The organism is Eximiradius sp. (assembly GCA_937127445.1).
Classification (GTDB): Bacteria; Bacteroidota; Ignavibacteria; order Kapaibacteriales; family UBA2268; genus JAKIZO01.
The window spans coordinates 83883-102610 of record CAKZLY010000013.1; the positions used below are offsets into that span (position 1 = coordinate 83883).

The 18728-nt window shown below is 37.5% G+C and carries 15 protein-coding genes; 4 read left to right on the top strand and 11 right to left on the bottom strand.

What is annotated here, in order from left to right; genetic code table 11:
* Window positions 1-17: 17 nt before the first annotated feature.
* Window positions 18-1784 (top strand): RNA polymerase factor sigma-54, encoded by a 1767-nt coding sequence (gene rpoN, locus AC6QZF_RS02610; RefSeq protein ID WP_499798321.1) that lies wholly within the window; start codon window positions 18-20, stop codon window positions 1782-1784.
* 12 nt (window positions 1785-1796) lie between these two features.
* On the top strand, window positions 1797-2918 hold the full coding sequence (locus AC6QZF_RS02615; protein WP_499798322.1) for a beta/alpha barrel domain-containing protein: 1122 nt from the start codon (window positions 1797-1799) through the stop codon (window positions 2916-2918).
* Between the two features lie 2 nt (window positions 2919-2920).
* Here AC6QZF_RS02615 and AC6QZF_RS02620 read toward each other — a convergent pair whose 3' ends face one another.
* On the bottom strand, window positions 2921-4648 hold the full coding sequence (locus AC6QZF_RS02620) for a PAS domain-containing protein (RefSeq protein ID WP_499798323.1): 1728 nt from the start codon (window positions 4646-4648) through the stop codon (window positions 2921-2923).
* A 229-nt stretch (window positions 4649-4877) separates the two neighbouring features.
* Here AC6QZF_RS02620 and AC6QZF_RS02625 point away from each other — a divergent pair, with 229 nt between their 5' ends.
* Both AC6QZF_RS02625 and AC6QZF_RS02630 read left to right on the top strand, forming a co-directional pair.
* Window positions 4878-6050: a thiolase family protein gene (locus tag AC6QZF_RS02625; protein ID WP_499798324.1), complete on the top strand. Its 1173-nt coding sequence runs from the start codon at window positions 4878-4880 to the stop codon at window positions 6048-6050.
* Window positions 6051-6115: 65 nt separating this feature from the next.
* Complete coding sequence (locus AC6QZF_RS02630; protein WP_499798325.1) at window positions 6116-6853, top strand: methyltransferase family protein; 738 nt, start codon at window positions 6116-6118, stop codon at window positions 6851-6853.
* Here AC6QZF_RS02630 and AC6QZF_RS02635 read toward each other — a convergent pair.
* From AC6QZF_RS02635 to AC6QZF_RS02680, 10 genes are all read right to left on the bottom strand, one after another.
* Window positions 6850-7221 (bottom strand): hypothetical protein, encoded by a 372-nt coding sequence (locus AC6QZF_RS02635; RefSeq protein ID WP_499798326.1) that lies wholly within the window; start codon window positions 7219-7221, stop codon window positions 6850-6852. The genes AC6QZF_RS02630 and AC6QZF_RS02635 overlap by 4 nt on opposite strands.
* Window positions 7211-7648 carry a hypothetical protein gene (locus AC6QZF_RS02640; protein WP_499798327.1) on the bottom strand — a complete coding sequence of 146 codons (438 nt, stop codon included), beginning with the start codon at window positions 7646-7648 and terminating at the stop codon, window positions 7211-7213. Before AC6QZF_RS02640 ends, AC6QZF_RS02635 begins: the two co-directional genes overlap by 11 nt.
* 2 nt (window positions 7649-7650) lie before the next feature.
* Window positions 7651-8076 carry a LexA family protein gene (locus tag AC6QZF_RS02645; RefSeq protein ID WP_499798328.1) on the bottom strand — a complete coding sequence of 142 codons (426 nt, stop codon included), beginning with the start codon at window positions 8074-8076 and terminating at the stop codon, window positions 7651-7653.
* Window positions 8077-8139: 63 nt separating this feature from the next.
* Entirely contained in the window at window positions 8140-8571 is a 432-nt protein-coding gene (locus AC6QZF_RS02650; protein ID WP_499798329.1) for a LexA family protein, read from the bottom strand.
* Between the two features lie 81 nt (window positions 8572-8652).
* Entirely contained in the window at window positions 8653-9858 is a 1206-nt protein-coding gene (locus AC6QZF_RS02655; RefSeq protein WP_499798330.1) for a glycosyltransferase family 4 protein, read from the bottom strand.
* Between the two features lie 23 nt (window positions 9859-9881).
* Window positions 9882-11081, bottom strand: coding sequence for an aminotransferase class I/II-fold pyridoxal phosphate-dependent enzyme (locus AC6QZF_RS02660; RefSeq protein ID WP_499798331.1), 1200 nt, complete (start codon window positions 11079-11081; stop codon window positions 9882-9884).
* A gap of 192 nt (window positions 11082-11273) precedes the next feature.
* Entirely contained in the window at window positions 11274-13880 is a 2607-nt protein-coding gene (locus AC6QZF_RS02665; RefSeq protein WP_499798332.1) for a T9SS type A sorting domain-containing protein, read from the bottom strand.
* 38 nt (window positions 13881-13918) lie between these two features.
* Window positions 13919-15901, bottom strand: coding sequence for a WD40/YVTN/BNR-like repeat-containing protein (locus AC6QZF_RS02670; protein WP_499798333.1), 1983 nt, complete (start codon window positions 15899-15901; stop codon window positions 13919-13921).
* Between the two features lie 240 nt (window positions 15902-16141).
* A complete protein-coding gene (locus tag AC6QZF_RS02675) occupies window positions 16142-18337 on the bottom strand; it encodes a CHASE domain-containing sensor histidine kinase (RefSeq protein WP_499798334.1) in 2196 nt (731 codons plus the stop codon).
* A gap of 12 nt (window positions 18338-18349) precedes the next feature.
* Window positions 18350-18727, bottom strand: a complete 378-nt coding sequence (locus AC6QZF_RS02680; RefSeq protein ID WP_499798335.1) for a response regulator — start codon at window positions 18725-18727, stop codon at window positions 18350-18352.
* Window position 18728: the final 1 nt, after the last annotated feature.

Below are 18728 nucleotides of genomic sequence, written 5' to 3' on the forward strand. Positions count from 1 at the left end.
CATAAACATATATTTGTATGAAATTATCGATAGATTTAAAAACTACTTTAACACAGACACTCACTCCGCAGCAAATTCAATATCTGAAATTGCTGCAATTACCCGTTTTGCAATTTGAGCAGCAGATACGTCAGGAAATAGAATCCAACCCAATGCTTGAAGAAGTTTCAGAATTAGACGATTTATTAGATGCCGAAGAAATAGGTCTATTCCCAAGCGAACAGGAAAATTTCAACGATACAATAATTGAAGAGCCTATTCCCAGCAATGACTTTGAAAATATCGATAGCAATGGTGAATTTGAAGCAGAAGAAAAAGAGTTGATAATTGATGAACGCGACCCATTTGAATATTACGAAGCCATTTGGCAGGACGGAAGCGAAGTTTCCCGGAAATCAAGCGATGATTACGATGAATACGAAAACTATGAACCATACCAAATAAATGCTCCAACCTCAATTGTGGAAGATTTGTTCCAGCAATTGCGTGTTCATAACTTAACAGGAGAAGAATTATTGCTGGGTTCGCACATCTTGGGAAATATAGATGACGATGGCTATTTACGTCGTGAACTTCAAGAAATTGTCGATGAAACAAATTCATTTATCGCTAATCATAATTTTGAAATTCAAAAACGCGAATTTGAGCGAAAGAACAACAAACCGATAGATTTCTACAAGCAAAACCCCGCCCGAATGTATGCTCTTGGCGAAGAAGCCGCCCAATTGCTCTCGAATGTCATCAACGAGCATCCCGATATCGCTCAAAACATACCCAAAATGGAACTTTACAAAAAGTTCTTGCAAAAGAAAAATGAAAATAATGGCGAAAAAATTCTAAATCAAGTAAATATAGCACAAGCCGAAAGAATTTTAAAGATCATCCAATCATTAGATCCACCAGGGATTGGCTCTCGCACAATTCAGGAATGCTTATTATCACAATTAGAGCATATTCAGACTCCGAACGATGCACAAAAACTTGCCATAGACATTTTGCGCGATGGGTATGATGCTTTTGCCAAGAAACATTATCACGTTTTGATTAAGCAATTCGACATAACAGAAGAGCAACTAAAAGCAGCGCTCGACATCATCAAACGGCTTAACCCAAAACCCGGCGGTGGCGACAACGTAGTTGAGATGAACACAGTAATTCCTGATTTTATTGTTGTCAAAGACGACAACGGCGAACTAACAATCATCGTAAATGATGGGAATATGCCGCAAATTCGTCTATCGTCTGCTTACGAAAGACTTCGAAGAGAGGTAAAATCACAAAAAGTAAACAAAGAAACGCGTGAGTGGATACGCTCCAAGTATGAAGACGCAAAGTTTTTAATTCAGGCAATACGCCAGAGAAAAGCAACTATGCTGAAAGTGATGACAGCAATTGCACACCACCAAAGAGAATTCTTCGATTACGGCATTTCTGCACTAAAACCATTGATTTACAAAGACGTTGCAGAATCTACGGGACTGGATATTTCCACAGTCTGCAGAATAGTAAACGGTAAATATGTGCAAACTCAATTTGGCACTTTTGAATTGAAGTTTTTCTTCTCAGAATCTTTGCCAAACGACGAAGGAGAAGAAGTTTCCACTACTGTTATTAAAGAAGAAATCAGAAAAATCATTGACCAAGAACCCAAAGATAAGCCTTACAGCGACGACAAAATCAGCGATTTGCTTAAAGAACGTGGCTACAACGTTGCTCGCCGCACCGTTGCAAAATATCGTGAGCAACTTAAAATCTCGGTTGCCCGACTTCGTAAGGAACTATAATGGAGCAAAAAATTGAATTTCATTGAATTTGCAGCTCGCTTTGATAAAATAATAAGAAAGCAAATTTTGAAACTTCCTTCGGCTGTGCCGATTTTTCTTTATTCATATTCTCGCAAATTATTTCTAAAAGCATTCGAAACTAATTTGAATTTCGAGCAAACTTTGCCGCCCGAGCATTTAAAACAAATGCTATGGAATATTGAGTTTCGCTCGCCAATTTTCAATGCGGCAGGTGTGTTCAAAAAAGGTGTTGGCTATGACACTGTCTATAAGCAAGGTGCGGGAGCTTTTCTTGCCGGCACAACAACAAGTAAACCACGCTCGGGAAACATAACAAATGGGATATTGCACCCATTTGTTCCGTATGCAGAAACAGAAAGCGCTTCGAATTGGATGGGGCTCCCAAACGAAGGGCACTCGGCTGTTGCCAAAAGGTTATCGCAGGTGCAGAAGCAGAAAGGCTGCCCCATTGGAGCATCGATTGCTGCCGATACGGGTGCGAATGCAAATGAAATTCTTACTGGAATACTTGAAGGATTTGAGCTATACGATAGAGCTGGGGTCGATTTTATCGAACTAAACGAAAGTTGTCCAAATGTATCTCATCATAGCACAACACATAATATTATTGATAGAGATATTTCAAATAGATTAGTGTTTATTTCAGAAAAGTATCTGAAAAAACGCAAACGCAACTTACCTGTTATTGTTAAATTTTCGAATGATATTGAAATAGAAGCAATCCCGTCTATGATTGATTTGCTTGTCGAACTCGGATATGATGGGATAAATATAGGCAACACATCTACAAAATATGATTATTATAGGCAATTTGTAAGCAGCAAAGACATTAAAAATTATGATTATTTTACTGCAACTTTTGGCGGTGGATTAAGTGGGAAACTGCTAAAAGAAAATTCCTTCGAAAAGAGCAAATACGCTGCGAAATACATAAGTGGGAAAAATTTAAGAAAAGAGTTTTATGTCATTCGCACTGGCGGAATTAGTTCGCCGATTGATATTATTAATTCCCAACAAAGTGGAGTGAATCTTTTTCAGTGGTTTTCTGCATATTTCGAGAATTTTTCGAAATATGGTTATTCACTTTATTCTGAATTATATAGATGGCTTTAAAGTTATTTCGGAAGCTTAATCTTAAAGGTGCAAACCCCGCTTCGTGAAATAATGTCAATAACCCCGTAATTTTCTTTCAATATTGATTCGGCTGTGCTGACCCCGAAGCAATCTTCCTTAATAACGCTCGCTGGCGGAGCAATACTTTTGCGGCAGGCATTGTGCTGCACTTCGATAACTACAGTGCCTAAATCCTGATATGCTTTTAATTTAATATATCCATCGTTGTCTACTTTGGAAAGTGCATTCAACGAATTGAGTATCATAATATCAATGCAAGCTTTAACTCCTTTCGGATTGCATTCAACGAACAAATTATCTTTTGACTTTTCAACAAAGAAATCAAGGTGGTGAAGCACAGCAGCTTCGTTGAAATCATTGTATATTTCATCTAAAAGATTATTTACGTTTATTTTCTCTTTTTGAACTTTATGGCGTTTAGAAAATTCGACAAAGGCATCTTTCACTCTACGAGTATGTTCGAACTTAAATTTAAGTAGCGCAAGGCATTCATTAATTCCATTTTCGTCCTTGTTTGCAATTTTATCCTCAAGCCTTTTGAATTCCGATTCAATAACATCCTGCAAAATATCCAGAGCTTTGCCAAGCGAACTGAAAATATCATCTCGAACATCTTGCTGGACAAGATCTTTTTCGTAAGCAGCTTCTTTAAGAGGGCGCAAATCTTGCATAAAAGCAACTCTTCCGAGTGGATTTTTCTTGTCGTGCAGTTCAATTGCCCAAAATCGCACGGGCACTTTTGCGCCATCAATATTCAAAATTTCAATTTCGCGAGGTTTCATTAGCATTTCTTCTCCCTCGGTATAGCGGAAAAATTCTTCGGGAAGAATTCTGTTAATTAAGTTAACGCTTGGTTTCTTTGTTTCCCGCCAGTTCAGAATTCTACGAAAAGCATTGTTAATAATCTGAATTTTTCCTTTGGCATCGAAAGCAATTATTCCTTCCGAGGAATGCTGAATAACAGAATTATAGAAATCGTGAGCAGTTTTAAGTTGCTCTTGCAAATTATTAATTTCAGTAATATCCAAAGCAATTTCCATCACAAGCGAAATGCCTTTTTCGTCGGAAGTAATTGGAGCAGTAGTAACAAGGTAATATGTTTTATCGCCACTAGAGCTGAAACCAATTTGAGTAGAAGTGTGTGACTGAGCATCTTCGAAAGTCATAACAGCGGGACAGCTCGGACATTCGGTACGGCGTTTTTTGTATGCTTCGAAACAAGTTTTGTTTCGGCTATCGCCAAAAGTTTCGCGAAACTTATCATTTGCTCGAATAATATTGAAATTTCTGTCAATTATTGTTATATAGCAAGGGACTAAATCGAACAATAAATTATATTCCTTTTGCCAACCTAAATCCTTTTGCTCAGTTGATATTTCGAGAATATATGATATTTCACCGCTTTCGTCTTTGACGGGAACAAAGAAGACGGAATAGTTAAATTTTCTTCCGAGCGCATCAGTCAAAACTTCGTATGCAACCATTGGTTCGCCACCGCGCACTACTTCCGGCACCTTGCAATATGGGCATGGGAACTGATTTTTCTTGCAAATAGAGTAGCAAGTTTTGTTTATGTTGTCGTCCCCGTAAAATTTTTTGAAATGAGAATTCGCCCAGACAACCTTATAATTTTTATCCATTAACGCAATTTGAAAAGGAAGGATATCTAAAAAATCCTCTTTAATGATTTTTTCAATAATATTTTCCATCTTCTTCGCCACAAATATAAGTTTATCAAAATTAATAAATTATGCAAAAAATATCAATAAGATATACACTAAAATAAGTTATTTATGTCAAAAAATCTGAAAATTAATTAATTATAATTTTATTTTAATTTTTTAATTTTTATTAAATAATTATATTTCAGTAATCTAATATTAATTAGTATTTTTCGTTTTAATTAATTATTTTATAAAATTTGAGGATAATAGAAAAATGACGGCATATATTCTTTCAGCCAAAAGAACTCCAATAGGCGCATTTATGGGTGCATTATCAAACTCGACAGCTCCTCAGCTGGGTGCTGAAGCAATCAAAGTAGCAATAGAGCAATCGGCTGTACGGAAAGAAGATATCAACGAAGTGATAATGGGGAATGTGCTTATTGGTGGAGTTGGTCAGGCACCAGCCCGGCAAGCAGCAATTTTTGCAAATTTGCCTTATTCGGTCGAGTGTATGACAATCAATAAGGTCTGTGGTAGCGGGCTAAAATCTGTAATGCTTGCCGAACAGGCAATCCGTTGCGGTGATGCCGATGTAATTGTGGCTGGTGGGCAAGAATCTATGTCCAATGCACCATACTTTTTGCAAAAGGCTCGTTCGGGCTATAAAATGGGAAACTCTGAACTCATTGATATGATGATTTATGACGGACTTTGGGATATTTATAGCCAATCGCATATGGGATTACTGGCTGAAAAGTGTGCCGAAGAATACAATATCTCACGTCAGGAACAAGATGAATACGCAATATTAAGCTACAAGCGAGCACTTGAAGCCCAAGCAAATGACTATTTTGCAGACGAAATTATACCAATCAAAGCAAGTATTGGAAAAGAATTGGTTACAATAAACAAAGATGAAGAGCCAGAAAAAGTAAAATTCGATAAAATACCTCAATTAAAACCTGTATTCAAAAAAGATGGCACAATAACAGCTGCAAATGCTTCCTCAATTGACGACGGAGCTGCAGCATTGGTAGTCGCATCAGAAACATATGTCCGTAGTAATAATTTGAAGCCTCTGGCAAAAATCATTGCTCACGTTTCTTTTTCTGATGCACCCGAGTGGTTTACCACTGCCCCAGCCTCTGCAATTAAAAAAGCGATAAAAAAGGCAAATCTTGATATAAACGACATTGACTTGTTCGAAATAAACGAAGCTTTTGCTGTTGTTCCGCTATATGCAATAAAATCTTTGAATATCCCGATAGAAAAAATAAACATTAGCGGTGGAGCTGTATCTCTTGGTCATCCAATAGGGGCATCGGGTGCGAGAATTCTTACAACACTTATTTATGCACTTCGGAGAAACAATAAAAAGCTTGGTATTGCCTCGCTTTGCATTGGTGGAGGAGAGGCAAACGCTATGATTATTGAAATAGTGTAATTTTGCTTTTATATATTTTGTTTTATTCATATTTTAATATATGTATTATTTTGCTCAGCAATAATATGCCTTTAATTGAAGAATTTAATCGTCACGGGAATTTTCTTTTCCGATATAGGAGTATGCTTCCGTTAGTAGCTTTTTTAACAGCTTTGGGTATTTTCATCTTCAACAAAATATATTCAAGGCCGAACCTTACAGGATTAAGCGATTTGTATATACTATCTTGCTTTGCAGTAAGTATGGTAGGCTTTGCAATTCGTGTATATACTGTTGGACATACACCCGACCGGACATCTGGAAGAAACACAAAAGAGCAGGTTGCCGACCGGCTGAACACCACAGGTTCTTATTCACTTGTTCGTCATCCACTATATCTTGGAAATTTCTTTATGTGGCTCGGACTGGCAATGCTCAGTAACAGTGTTTGGTTCGTGGTTGTTTTTATTTTAGGTTTCTGGTTGTATTATGAAAGAATAATGTTTGCAGAAGAGATGTTTTTGCGCACAAAATTTGGTGATGATTACATTAATTGGGCATCGAAGGTACCAGCTTTTGTTCCAAATTTACGGAATTGGATGCCTCCCGACACTAAATTTAGAATTAAAAAAGTATTACGAAAAGAAAAAGATGGATTTGTTGCTGTTGTTTTGATTGTGTTTATTTTTAATTTTATTCAGGAATACGGAAGAGTTAAGGCGTTCGATCATTTTGATATATGGTTCTTTTTGACAATTTCGGCAATTATTGTTTACGCAGTATTGCAATTTTTGAAGAAGAAAACTCAAATTTTGAAAGATTAATCATTATTGAACCTTAAAGTAAACATTTTTGCACGTTTTCCTTCGAGCAAGGACATATCGGGCGGCAGAAAAGTGCTACGTATAACGCAGACACCACTCGTTTGGTCTAAACGTTTTGCCCAGAGATAGAGGAATTTGGCTTTATCCTCGAACTTGCAAATTTTACCGTTCTCTGTTACTTCTACGTTAAGATTATCGACTTCATAAAAATACATATGCCGCCACATTGGAAGTTTTTCGTCAATGAATCGCTTCATAAAAAAAGTAATGTAGCGTGCTTCGAATTTAAAAAGATGGGTTACTTCGTCAGTAACAAAAGCTAAAATTACCCGTCCGGCAAATTGCATTTTGAATTCGCTACAAGTCATTGCCTTGCTGCTTAATTGATTGATTCCTATCAGTTTGCAGGTCTTTGAGAATGGACAAATCGTGCGACAAATCAATTAAATTTGCCACTGCCCCATTGGTATCTACGAAATAAGTTTCGTCGAAACGCTTTTTGATTTGTTCGTCGGCATCATCTACGGCAGTACGCAGAAGATGCCGCAATTCTTCGATTGAAGAAATAAACTGAGTTTTTATAGAATCGGCACTATTGCCTATAGATTTTTTGGAAGTCTTGTATAATTGGAAAACGCTTTTTCCTGTGAAAATAAGCTTATTAGCAAAAGCAAAGTCGCCACGGCTTGCAGAAATTTCCAGAAGCACTTCTAAATCATTCTTTTTTCGAAGCCCCGATTCAGAATAAGCTTCGAGAAAATCAATCACACGCCGAGTATCTTCTGAAATATTCATTGCTACACCATATTATGAATGCAATGGCGTACTATACCAAGAATCTCGAACTGCCAATCTGGAAATATCTCTATAGGGAAGAATCTTTTGTTAGCCGAAAACAAATACACTTTCCCATTAATCAAGCGAAAAATTTTCACAAGCATTTCGCCGTTTAGCGAAGCTATAACAATATCACCATCTTTTGGGTAGTTGTTTTTTTCAACAATCAGAATATCGCCATCGAAAATGTTCTCCTCTATCATACTTTCGCCAGAAACTTGCACCATATAATAATTTCCTTTACTTGGAAGAAGCAAGCGAACTAAATCAAGTGAATTAATTTTTTCTGCAACAACTGGTTTGCCACCGGCTTTAAACTGCGCCGGCAGAACAGGAGCTTCGTAATAGAATTTTTCTTTTATTTCCGGTAATTTTTTTGCTCGCATAATAATTCATTTATCCAAATAATAACAAAACAATATCTCCGAATAATCAATTACTATGCCGAATTATAGAGAATGAATAATTTTTGTAACAACTCCGAGCAATATAAATTCGACGTAACCATCTATTTTTAGAGGAAGAAATTGATTATCAGCTGATTGCAAATATGGAACATCGCCAAATTTACGAAAAACTTTAATTGTTAGTTCGCCGCTGATAGAGGATAGAACAAGTTTTCCGTCGGTTGGCTCGATAACGGTATCTACAATTAAAATATCGCCATCACAAATACCGAAATGGCGAAGCGACTCACCATTAACGCGAGCGAAAAATGTTGCAGCAGGATGCTGAACAAGAAATTCATTAAGATCAATTTCGCTTTCGATTGTCTGGTCGACTGGTGTCGGAGTTCCTGCCGAAACACTCATCAAATATAAAGGAAGCTTTTTATATTCACCTGAACTTGTCTGATACCCAATAAGTTGAATTGTTTCCATCTTTATGCTCGAAAAATACTAATAATATTCGATAAATTAAGTAAATCTTAAGAAATAATCAAATTATTATTTATGTCAGATTTAGACGTTTAAAAAGATGAGTTTTTGATATTCTTCGAGAATAATTTTAACGTTTGTTTTCCAACTATAATTTGCACGTATATAATCAGCGGCAGACTTGCCAAGAATAGAGAGCATTTGCTTATTTCGGAGCAAAGCCAAAATGCTATTGGTTGTATCTTCGGCAGAATTTGCACGCACAAGTCCTTGTGCCTTCCCGGCAGAAATGCCTTGTGCAGCAATATCTGTTGCAACAACAGGCAAACCTGTTGCCATCGCTTCCAGAATTTTGACACGAACACCTGCCCCAACAAACAACGGTGCAATATATAGAGTTGCTTTTTGCAAACAAGGGACAATATCCTCGACATAGCCTATTGGACAAACACCCAGGCGAGCATAGTTTCGAAGTTTTTCGGGTAAACCTTTTCCGTAGAGATTTAGTTTAACACCAGATAATTCATTTTTGAGCTTTGGCATAACATTTTCGATGAACCAGACCAAACCATCTACATTAGGCTGCCACTTATAAGTGGTTGCGATAGCAAGCGTTTTGCTTTCGCGATTGCTCATATCAGCGTATTTAAATTTTTCGCAATCGACACCAACGGGAACACACAAAATATTTGCATTGGGCGAAAGCTGGCGAGCTAATTCTGCTTCGTTTTCAGTAATGGCAAAGCAAGCATCTACCGCAGACATAATTTCGATTTCTGCTTTTTTGAGTGCTTCTGCTTGTTGTCTAATGAACAATTTTTTGGGATTTGTATCGTTAAGATTTTCAGCATAGCGCTGCCATATCATAAATTCAATGTTATGAAGACGGAGCCCAACGGGTATTCCAAATTTGCGACCAAGGACAATCCCAAGTCTTGCCATTGCTGTGTGGTCGCAATGGATAACGTCGTAGCGCTCTTGTTCGCAAAGAGCAGATAAATATTCCAGTACTTTTGCCGAATAATGCTTGTTTAAATACAGTGAAGAGTTAGTTATAAATGCAAGAAATGCTCCAAACAATGAATTTTTAGGAATATGCGGATAAATAGTAACTTTCCCGTATTGTTTTGCTTCGTCTAAGGCATTATCGCTAATTTTGACATCTTCGAAAGCGAACAAATGCACCTCGCATCCCAAACGGCTCAAATTGATAAATATATTAGCTATGCCTATTTTCCCACCGTCATCCAAAGGAAACGGAAAACGAGGTGCAAGTTGCAAAATTTTCAAAAATGCCTCAATTTAAATCAAACTTATAATACTTTATATTTTGCATAAAATTCTGCAATGCGATCAAATGCTTTGTTCAGAATTTCTTCGGGTGGCAGAATAACAATTCGGAAGTGATGCGAACCAGGTTTCTGGCCAAACCCACTTCCCGGAACAACTACAACACCTGTTTCTTTGAGCAATTCTTTACAGAAATCGTTATCATCTTCAACTTCAATTGACGGGAAAGCATAGAAGGCACCATCAGGACGAACAAGCGAAATACCTGGAATAGTAGCAAGTTTGTTCATTGTGATTTCGAGCCTATTTTTCAGTCGGTTATTTACATCGGTAAGATGGGACTGGTCGCCGTCCAAAGCCGCAATGATTGAGTGTTGCTCGGGGTGGTTAGCCGAAACACGTGCACGAAGTAGCTTATTGATAGCATCAATATAATCGCTCAGAACTGAACGGTTGCCACTGACAACGCCCCAACCTAAACGAAAACCAGGAGCAATATAATTTTTGGATAATCCCGAGAATGTAATGCAAGAAACCTCTTGATTAAGAGATGCTATCGAAATAAATTCTTTTTCCCCAAATATTAATTTATCATAGATTTCATCAGCTATGATAACCAAATTGTGTTCCAAAGCTAAATCAATAATTTTTAGTAATGTTTCTTTCTTGCAAACCGAACCTGTTGGATTGTTCGGATTAATAAGAACGATAGCACGAGTTTTATCATTAATCTTTGATTTAATATCTTCAATATCGGGTTGCCAGCCGTTTTCTTCGTCAAGATAGTAGGGATTGGAAACAAGTTCAAGCTTACTTTGGACTGCTGTGTATAGCGGATAGCCGGGAGTCGGCATAAGGAAATTTTCGCCGGGGTTGAGCAATGCAGTCAAACAAATTTCAATTGCTTCGCTTGCACCTGTTGTAATGAAAACATCTAAAATGTTTTTAATTCCTTTGCGTTCAGCATCGCGAACAATAGCGTCAATAGCAGGTTTGATACCGCTCGATGGAGCATAGCCGTTTTTGTTTTCGAGCATTGCTTTGTAAGTAGCTTCGATAACGTGCTTTGGCGTAACAAAATCATAAACGTTTGGGTCGCCAATATTCAGATAAAGCAATTCCTTGCCACTTTTCTTTACTTCTTCTGCCAGAACGATAATATCACGAATTGCGTAAGTTACATTATGTGTTTTACTCGCGGGTTTGATTTTAATATCTTTCATAAATCACCAAGTCAATAAAAATTCACAAAAAATATTTACAAAGTTACCGAAAATTAATAGATTAAAAAATTGAAATAAAAAAGAATAATTGATAATAGATTACTAAAAAAATAAAAAAGAAAAGATTTACCACTTTCAAAAAAAAAAGCTACACGCAAAAAGTGCAGCCTGCCGAATTACTTAAATTATAAATCACCTGACGACAACAACCCTTTTGTTCGCAAGGAAAGAACCATTGCGAAGAACAACAAAATACACACCGCTCGGAATGCTACTTATATCAAGTTTAATTACGCTGTCTGGTGAATTGTGAACCTGGCGAACAAGCAAACCTCCGTTTTGGTTGTAGAGTTCAATTTCTACGGTCCCGCCTGAAAGTTCACCGTATGAAATAAACAGTTCTTCCGTTGCTGGTTGTGGAGTGATTGTCAGAGAAGTAGTTTCATATTCCACAACACCTTTGAGCATAAGAATTGCATCTGTTTCGTATCTAAGAGTTTGTTGTAGTTCTCCAACTGATAAATTACGTGTTTCTGCAATTTGAAGACTGCCTATTGCCTGATCTTTACGGCTCCATACCTTTACAATAAGTTCCTCGCCTTCGTAAGCACCATCTTTTTCTGGTGTAAAATCATCGTTGCCCCAAACGACCACACCACGCGATCCTTCCTGCCATACACTTGAACCTACAAGCAAGCCATCGCGAGTGAAAATGCCTACTTCGTCGCCATCTTGAATATTTGAAATTTCCATCGGAATTACTGCGGTTTTACCTGTGATATGATTTTTTCGGATAAATACGGATGGCTCAATAAAACTGTTCTTTGATGTAACTGTTTTAGTTGCTGAATTAGCTGGATATACTAATCTTGCACCTTGTATCATTTTTATCATATATCCTTTTCCTGGCTCTAATGTTTGCAAAGTATTGAAAAATGGCGGATGATATACTTGCCCATAGATGGACTTCACCTGCAATATTTTATTTAATATGCTTGATAATGCAGATGTCAATGACATCGAAGAAGTCCTTGGGTAAGGCAACCAATACCAATTCGTAGATAAAAATATTGGCAAAGCCTGGGGGGTAATCTTAATTCCATATATTGGCAATGTTGCCTGGCTGGACAGACGAAGCTGATAAGCGTGAAATCTATTCCACTGGCTAAGTGATGATGAAAATGGCGGAGAATAAACAAGTCCATAGTTATTTCTCATTATCTGCAATTTTTGAGATATAGGGGACATTAAGTATGAAATGTTTAATAAATCAGGTAAAACATAACTAGAAATCATATTCCATCCAGTATTTAAGGAAATATTGTGCGTTATTTTTACTATTGCACGAATGGTATCAATCAAAGTGATACCGTTCGGTTGGTAAGTGCTCAAACCTGATGTAATATTGAAATCGGCGTAGTGTTCGGATAATGTTTGAGCGTCCCAGACTTTAATAATATATGTTTCGCCCGAAGAAAAACCCTCTTTTGTATTTTGCGTATAATCATCATCTCCCCAAACAACTATACCAAAGTTTTGTCCATTCCATATCATATATCCGGCACATTTCTCAACGCTTTCATCAAGACAAAACACACCAATAGCATCTCCATTTGAAATGTTCCTATCGTCAATTTTATATACTCCGTTTGGGTTTAATCCAATAACTGCATAATTGCCCGTATTATTAGTATAATTCCAATTATCCGGAAGCGGAATTGAAAGGGTTGTAAAACTCCACACCGAAGACCAAGCTGATGTGCCATTCGAATTTGATGCTCTCACTCGCCAATAATACGTCGTGCTATACGATAAATTGCTCAACTGCCGGCTTGTCCCTGTTGTTTGTTCATCTATCAATGTTGTGCTAAACGTATTGCTTGCTGACACCTGCACCTGATAACTTGTCGCATTCGATGAAGCCTGCCATTCTAATGTCGGTGATATCGATACACCGCTTGCATTGTTCGCTGGAGACAATAACACCGGCACCGATAGCGGTGCTTGCTGCGTTGTAAAACTCCACACCGAAGACCAAGCTGATGTGCCACTCGAATTTGATGCTCTCACTCGCCAATAATACGTCGTGCTATACGATAAATTGCTCAACTGCCGGCTTGTCCCTGTTGTTTGTTCATCTATCAATGTTGTGCTAAACGTATTGCTTGCTGACACCTGCACCTGATAACTTGTCGCATTCGATGAAGCCTGCCATTCTAATGTCGGTGATATCGATACACCGCTTGCATTGTTTGCTGGAGACAGCAAATTTGGAACACCTGGTTGTGGAGGAGCTGGAATAATTGCACCATTGATAAAATTTAAATTAACAGAACCATACAATGTGCCAAAATTATTATCAACTAGGGTCTCCGTTAGCCCAGATGTTCCCCAGGTTAGAGGGACTGTACCTGTGCTATTGTAATAAACATTGATGTAGAACAAAACATAACCGTTTGGAAAACTAACATCGTTGAAATTTGAAACCATCCAGGTGTTGCTAATGATAGTTGGATCGTACTCCAAATTACCCTGCCACTCGTTAGGATTTGTTAATGAACCATACGAAAAACCGACATTTGCGCCTGTTTTAGTAATACCGCTGGTATGAAAAATATAAAATTGTCCCACACCAATGGCATTTGTACCATTAGCACCACTAATACTTATTGGAATTGAAATTAATTGCCCCGGCGCCGCTTGAATTGTTCCAATTGTAAGAGTAATTGTATTCTGCGAGAACAGATTTGCCGGCATCAAGTAAAATAATATCAGCAGAGGTATTACAATTTTTTTCATAGTTGAAATTTATTATTAGTTGAACATATCTCAATTATTTATGGAGTGTAGCTCCCATTAATATCACCAGAGCAAAGCGACTGAATACTGAGAGTAACATTTGCACCATTTATTTCAACACTAGTAGGATAGAAAACATAATTAGGAGCGGTCCAAGTATATGGCTGCAAATTATTCAATCGCCTTCTTATTTGATTTGCATCGACTATATTAACTTGATTGTTTACGTTTATATCAGCAGCAATTAATCTGACACCAGTCAGTGGTGTAAACGACGATTGCACATTATTAAGATGTAACCGGATTAAGTTAACATCGACTATACTAACACCTCCCCAATTTTTTGTTGTTGTAATATCTAATGAATAGTTCCCATTTGACAAACCTGTAAATATAAAGTAGCCAAGAGAATTTGTGGTGGTTTGTGTAATTTGCTGCCCTGATGAATTTAACAAGCGAACCACGCAGTTGTCCATAGGAGTTTGAGCAGTATTTGCATATTTTATTGTACCTTCGATTTGATAAAGTTGCTGCACAGGCGTTGAAAACTTTCTCTTAGCAGACCAGGCACTTATCTGAGACAGATTGGCACTTCGCACTCGCCAATAATATGTTGTTGCAAATGAAAGAGTATTTATCGAATAGTTTGTTGAATTAGTGGTATAATTTATTAAAACAGTTGAGAATAAACTATCAGTGGAAATCTCAATAATATAATTTTCAGCATTAGTTGAAGTATTCCAAACGAAATTGACAGTATTCGAAAGCAAAGTAGAATTATTTGCAGGCGAGACTAAATCAGGCGGGAGCAAAATGGGTTCGGTAGTAAATGTTCTAACACCAGCCCACAAAGAGGAATCACCACTCAAATCGTAAGATTTCACACGCCAATAATACAATGTATTAGTATCCAGTTTTGATTGTAGGAGAATAGTTTTCGATGAGTTATTAGCAGTGTCGTTAAACGCCAGAATAGAAAAGTTACTAAATTTAGAGACTTGAATCCTATAATAAGCTGCATAAGGATCATTTGACCAGATAAATTGAGGTAAAAGAGAAACATTTGTTGCTCCATCAATGGGTGAAATTAAAGTAGGTGGCGATAAAGTATATTGTGCAAGAATTCTGCCACTGGCTCCAACTACCCAACCTTTTTGCGGGGAAACAAATTTAACACTATTAAAATTTATCGCTTGCTGCAAGTTCACATTTTGGGCAAACCATTGCGAACCTCCATTTGTTGTTGCAAGAATTATTCCTCCATCACCAACTGCCCAACCTCTGTTTATATCAAGAAAATGAACTCCATAAAGCCAATTGCTTGTATTCGAAGTTTGTTGGAACCAATAAGTGCCCCCAGTAGTAGTTTTATATATTACACCACCACCACCGACTGCCCATCCATAGTTGTAGTTTACAAAATGAACGCTATAAAGTGGCAAGGTCCCACCTATTGATTGGCTGAACCAGTTTGTTCCACCATCATAAGTCAATAATATTGTTCCATTTTGCCCGACGACACAACCGAAATTAGCATCAACGAAATGAACACTTAGAAGGATTAGATTAACATAGCTTGTCTGCGAAACCCAACTGCTTCCACCATTAGTTGTTTTACGAATTGTGCCACCTTGACCCACAACCCAACCTACTTGATCATTTACGAAACAAACACTGAAAAGTGTGTTGCTTGTCCCACTTGCCTGCGAAATCCAACTTGCTCCTCCGTCCGTTGTTTTGCGGATTGTGCCATTCTGACCCACAACCCAACCTACTTGATCATTTGCGAAACAAACACTGAAAAGTGTGTTGCTTGTCCCACTTGCCTGCGAAATCCAACTTGCTCCTCCGTCCGTTGTTTTACGGATTACACCAGCATTTCCGACAGCCCAACCCATAGTTGAATCTAAAAAGAACACATCTCTCAGCTCTTCTGTTGTGTTGCTTTGTTGGACTATCCAACCTGAATGCAATTGATTATAAGCCAAAATTGCTACAAGCAAGACTATTATTGTTCTCATAAAGAAGCCTTTTGTAGAAATATAAATCAATAACCCTTACGATAAATTTTCTTAATATCGTATAATTCTTAGACTGATTATCGTAAAATTTATTCTATTCTTTAATATGAATGACCGTATGATTTTTCAATAATTTAATATGCATTAAAACTAACTGATTTGAGAAAAAGGAAGAGATGTTATCATTTTATAAAAAATGGGCTGTAGATACAGCCCCAAATATTTATAAAGCTCACTCCCCTATGTTCGCTTAACCATTGGAAGAGTGAGCATTACTAAGTTGCCCTCTTCGCCGCCAAAAGTTTCGACACTCATTGCACCATTCATCCGACGAATTATAGATGATGCTTTAGCAAAGTTCAGAATTACATCTTGCTTGTCCAAGCCTATCACATTTATAATATTATTCTGATTGTCTCTGTAAATTTTGATTAATTCAGCAATATCTCTATTGCCGGGTCCAAGGATTTGAAGTTCGACGGCACCGTCGTAAGTATTTTCCTGCACAACTACATCAAACGAAACATTATCCATATCAGTAGTTAAAGCATCATATATTAATACCAGCGATTTTTCAAGAAGAGACGGGCTAACCACAGCAGTTGAAGTTGTTTCCGATGTATCAATATTAAGGAATATTTTTTCTTTTCTATCTTGCTTTTTATAGACTTCCAGAGCATTGTATAGAGCTGGCTCTATTTTGGTTGTAACGAATCTATCGAGCGAGGATTCGCCCTGGTCCAGAGCAGCATCGACAATATCAGAAACAAACGTGAATATTTCCTCCGAGCTTTGCTCTGCATATTGCAGGTAAGACATCATTTCATCTTCTGTTTCATAGAATTTGTTCGAGAGAAGTTGCAGGTAACCGATAATACCGGTAAGTGAGTTACGAAGCTGGTGGCTGAGCTTAATCATAAAGAACGATTTAGCGTGGCTTGCTTCGAGAGCGTATTGCTCAGCAATTTCGATTTGCTTGCGTTTGATTTCTGCTTCTTGTTCGGCAAGTTTTTCGAGCGTTACATCACGGCCAATTGCATAGACAAAGCCATCAGATTTAGATGTTGTCAGGTTCCAGCTTACCCAAACAAGTTCGCCAGAACGGTTTTTCATCTGGAAGTCTGCTTTTTCGGTGTGTTCATCTTGGGAATTATTAATAATGTTTATTAGTTGATTAAAATCTTTTTCTTGCATAAACAAGTCGGCGAAATTCAAAGCTAGAAATTCTGTAATCGAGTAGCCGAACATACCTTGCACAGCGGGGTTGATAGTTTTCCATTTCCCCTGAAAATCAATAACGCCGATAACGTCTTTCGTTGCTTCCAGAATTCTGCGTTGCGAACGCGTAATTCGTTCTGCAATATCTTCGGCTCGGGCACGGCTTGTAAGAACCGAGATAATGAAACCAAACAGGAAGAAGCTAAGCAAAAATGACGCTGCAAATGATAGTTCAGGCAAATATTCTTGTAACTTCCCGCCATAATTCGGAATAGTATAGAAATGACCAACGAACTGCTTATTCCCTACGTTGAGTTTCACTTCGTCGGTTAATATTGGCTTGAAGCCAGTTTTAAGCAATTTAGCATTGTCGGAAGCAAAAATTTCTTCCTGCTTATTATCATCAATTTGATAATACTTGAAAATAACTGATGTATCCGTTGGGAAAAAATCGTCTTTTTCACCTTTGAGAGCTGTTTTGAAAAAGTTTTTAACGTCTATTTCCATTACAAGCGAAGCATAATATTTCGAACGTCGGCTATCTAGGGTTGAGACGTCTGCATCTTGCTGATAAATAGGTAGAATAAGGCAGAACCCCATCGTATCCTGCCTGATGGGGAACACTTTTGTAGCTATCAATTGGTTGTCGTCGCGGGCAAGTTCTATACTCGAAGAAATTTCTGGAATAGTTGAGTAGTCGAACCCAATTCGATGAATGTTTTTATTGTAATCTACACAATGTAGAACTGGATAGTAGAATTTTCTGTTGCCGGGTGGATTCAACTCATAATCATAATACCCCTGAGAGCGAGCAGAAAAAACAAAATTCGCAATATTATTACCATCAACATAAGGAACGTAGGATAAGCTCAAAATAGATGAGTAGGTCTTCGCGGGAACTGTTCCATATAGTTCGAAATAGTCGCGAACAACTTCAACATTTTGATAATAAAGACCGTGAATAGATTGCAACACTTGCTTTTGACGGTCGAGGTAGTTTTCAATACGAGTAGCGATAGAGCTTACAGCTTTGTCGAATTCCTGACGGCGAGTGCTCTCAACATTTTGCTTAACAAAATCCCTTATGGCAAAGCTTGCAGCCACAAGAATTATCAAAATTATATAAGCAACATAAGTTCGCCGAAAATCGAACAGGATAGATTTCCTTTTCTGCCCCGCCTGCTTGACGACTATATCAAAAGATGTATCATTTGCCATATTGCAAAACTTTTATTTTTGTTTAATAATATTTTCAACATCAGAAACAAAGGTAGTTGTGTTTATCGGTTTAGGAATATAACCCGTAAAGCCAATATTAACGAATTTCTGTCTATCCTGAGTAGTTGCAAATCCAGTAATAGCAATAATAGGAGTTGCTGAATGAATATCAATTTGCCGCACTTGATAATAAAGGTCAGTGCCATTCATATCTGGCAAAAGTATATCCATAATAATCGCTTTCACAAGATTAGCCGATAACCACTCAACTGCGGGCTTGCCTTCTTCAAAATCTACTGTTTCATAACCAGCACGTTTCAATAAAGTACAATAAAGCTTCCGGATTGGAGTATTGTCTTCGATTACACAAATCAATTTTTCTACATTCATA

Bases quoted from the DNA above. Each gene is read 5' to 3' on its own strand.
- AC6QZF_RS02620 (WP_499798323.1), bottom strand. From the start codon at position 4,648: ATGGAAAATATTATTGAAAAAATCATTAAAGAGGATTTTTTAGATATC.
- AC6QZF_RS02630 (WP_499798325.1), top strand. From the start codon at position 6,116: ATGCCTTTAATTGAAGAATTTAATCGTCACGGGAATTTTCTTTTCCGA.
- rpoN (WP_499798321.1), top strand. From the start codon at position 18: ATGAAATTATCGATAGATTTAAAAACTACTTTAACACAGACACTCACT.
- AC6QZF_RS02635 (WP_499798326.1), bottom strand. From the start codon at position 7,221: ATGACTTGTAGCGAATTCAAAATGCAATTTGCCGGACGGGTAATTTTA.
- AC6QZF_RS02680 (WP_499798335.1), bottom strand. From the start codon at position 18,727: ATGAATGTAGAAAAATTGATTTGTGTAATCGAAGACAATACTCCAATC.
- AC6QZF_RS02625 (WP_499798324.1), top strand. From the start codon at position 4,878: ATGACGGCATATATTCTTTCAGCCAAAAGAACTCCAATAGGCGCATTT.
- AC6QZF_RS02675 (WP_499798334.1), bottom strand. From the start codon at position 18,337: ATGGCAAATGATACATCTTTTGATATAGTCGTCAAGCAGGCGGGGCAG.
- AC6QZF_RS02670 (WP_499798333.1), bottom strand. From the start codon at position 15,901: ATGAGAACAATAATAGTCTTGCTTGTAGCAATTTTGGCTTATAATCAA.
- AC6QZF_RS02640 (WP_499798327.1), bottom strand. From the start codon at position 7,648: ATGAATATTTCAGAAGATACTCGGCGTGTGATTGATTTTCTCGAAGCT.
- AC6QZF_RS02645 (WP_499798328.1), bottom strand. From the start codon at position 8,076: ATGCGAGCAAAAAAATTACCGGAAATAAAAGAAAAATTCTATTACGAA.
- AC6QZF_RS02650 (WP_499798329.1), bottom strand. From the start codon at position 8,571: ATGGAAACAATTCAACTTATTGGGTATCAGACAAGTTCAGGTGAATAT.
- AC6QZF_RS02665 (WP_499798332.1), bottom strand. From the start codon at position 13,880: ATGAAAAAAATTGTAATACCTCTGCTGATATTATTTTACTTGATGCCG.
- AC6QZF_RS02660 (WP_499798331.1), bottom strand. From the start codon at position 11,081: ATGAAAGATATTAAAATCAAACCCGCGAGTAAAACACATAATGTAACT.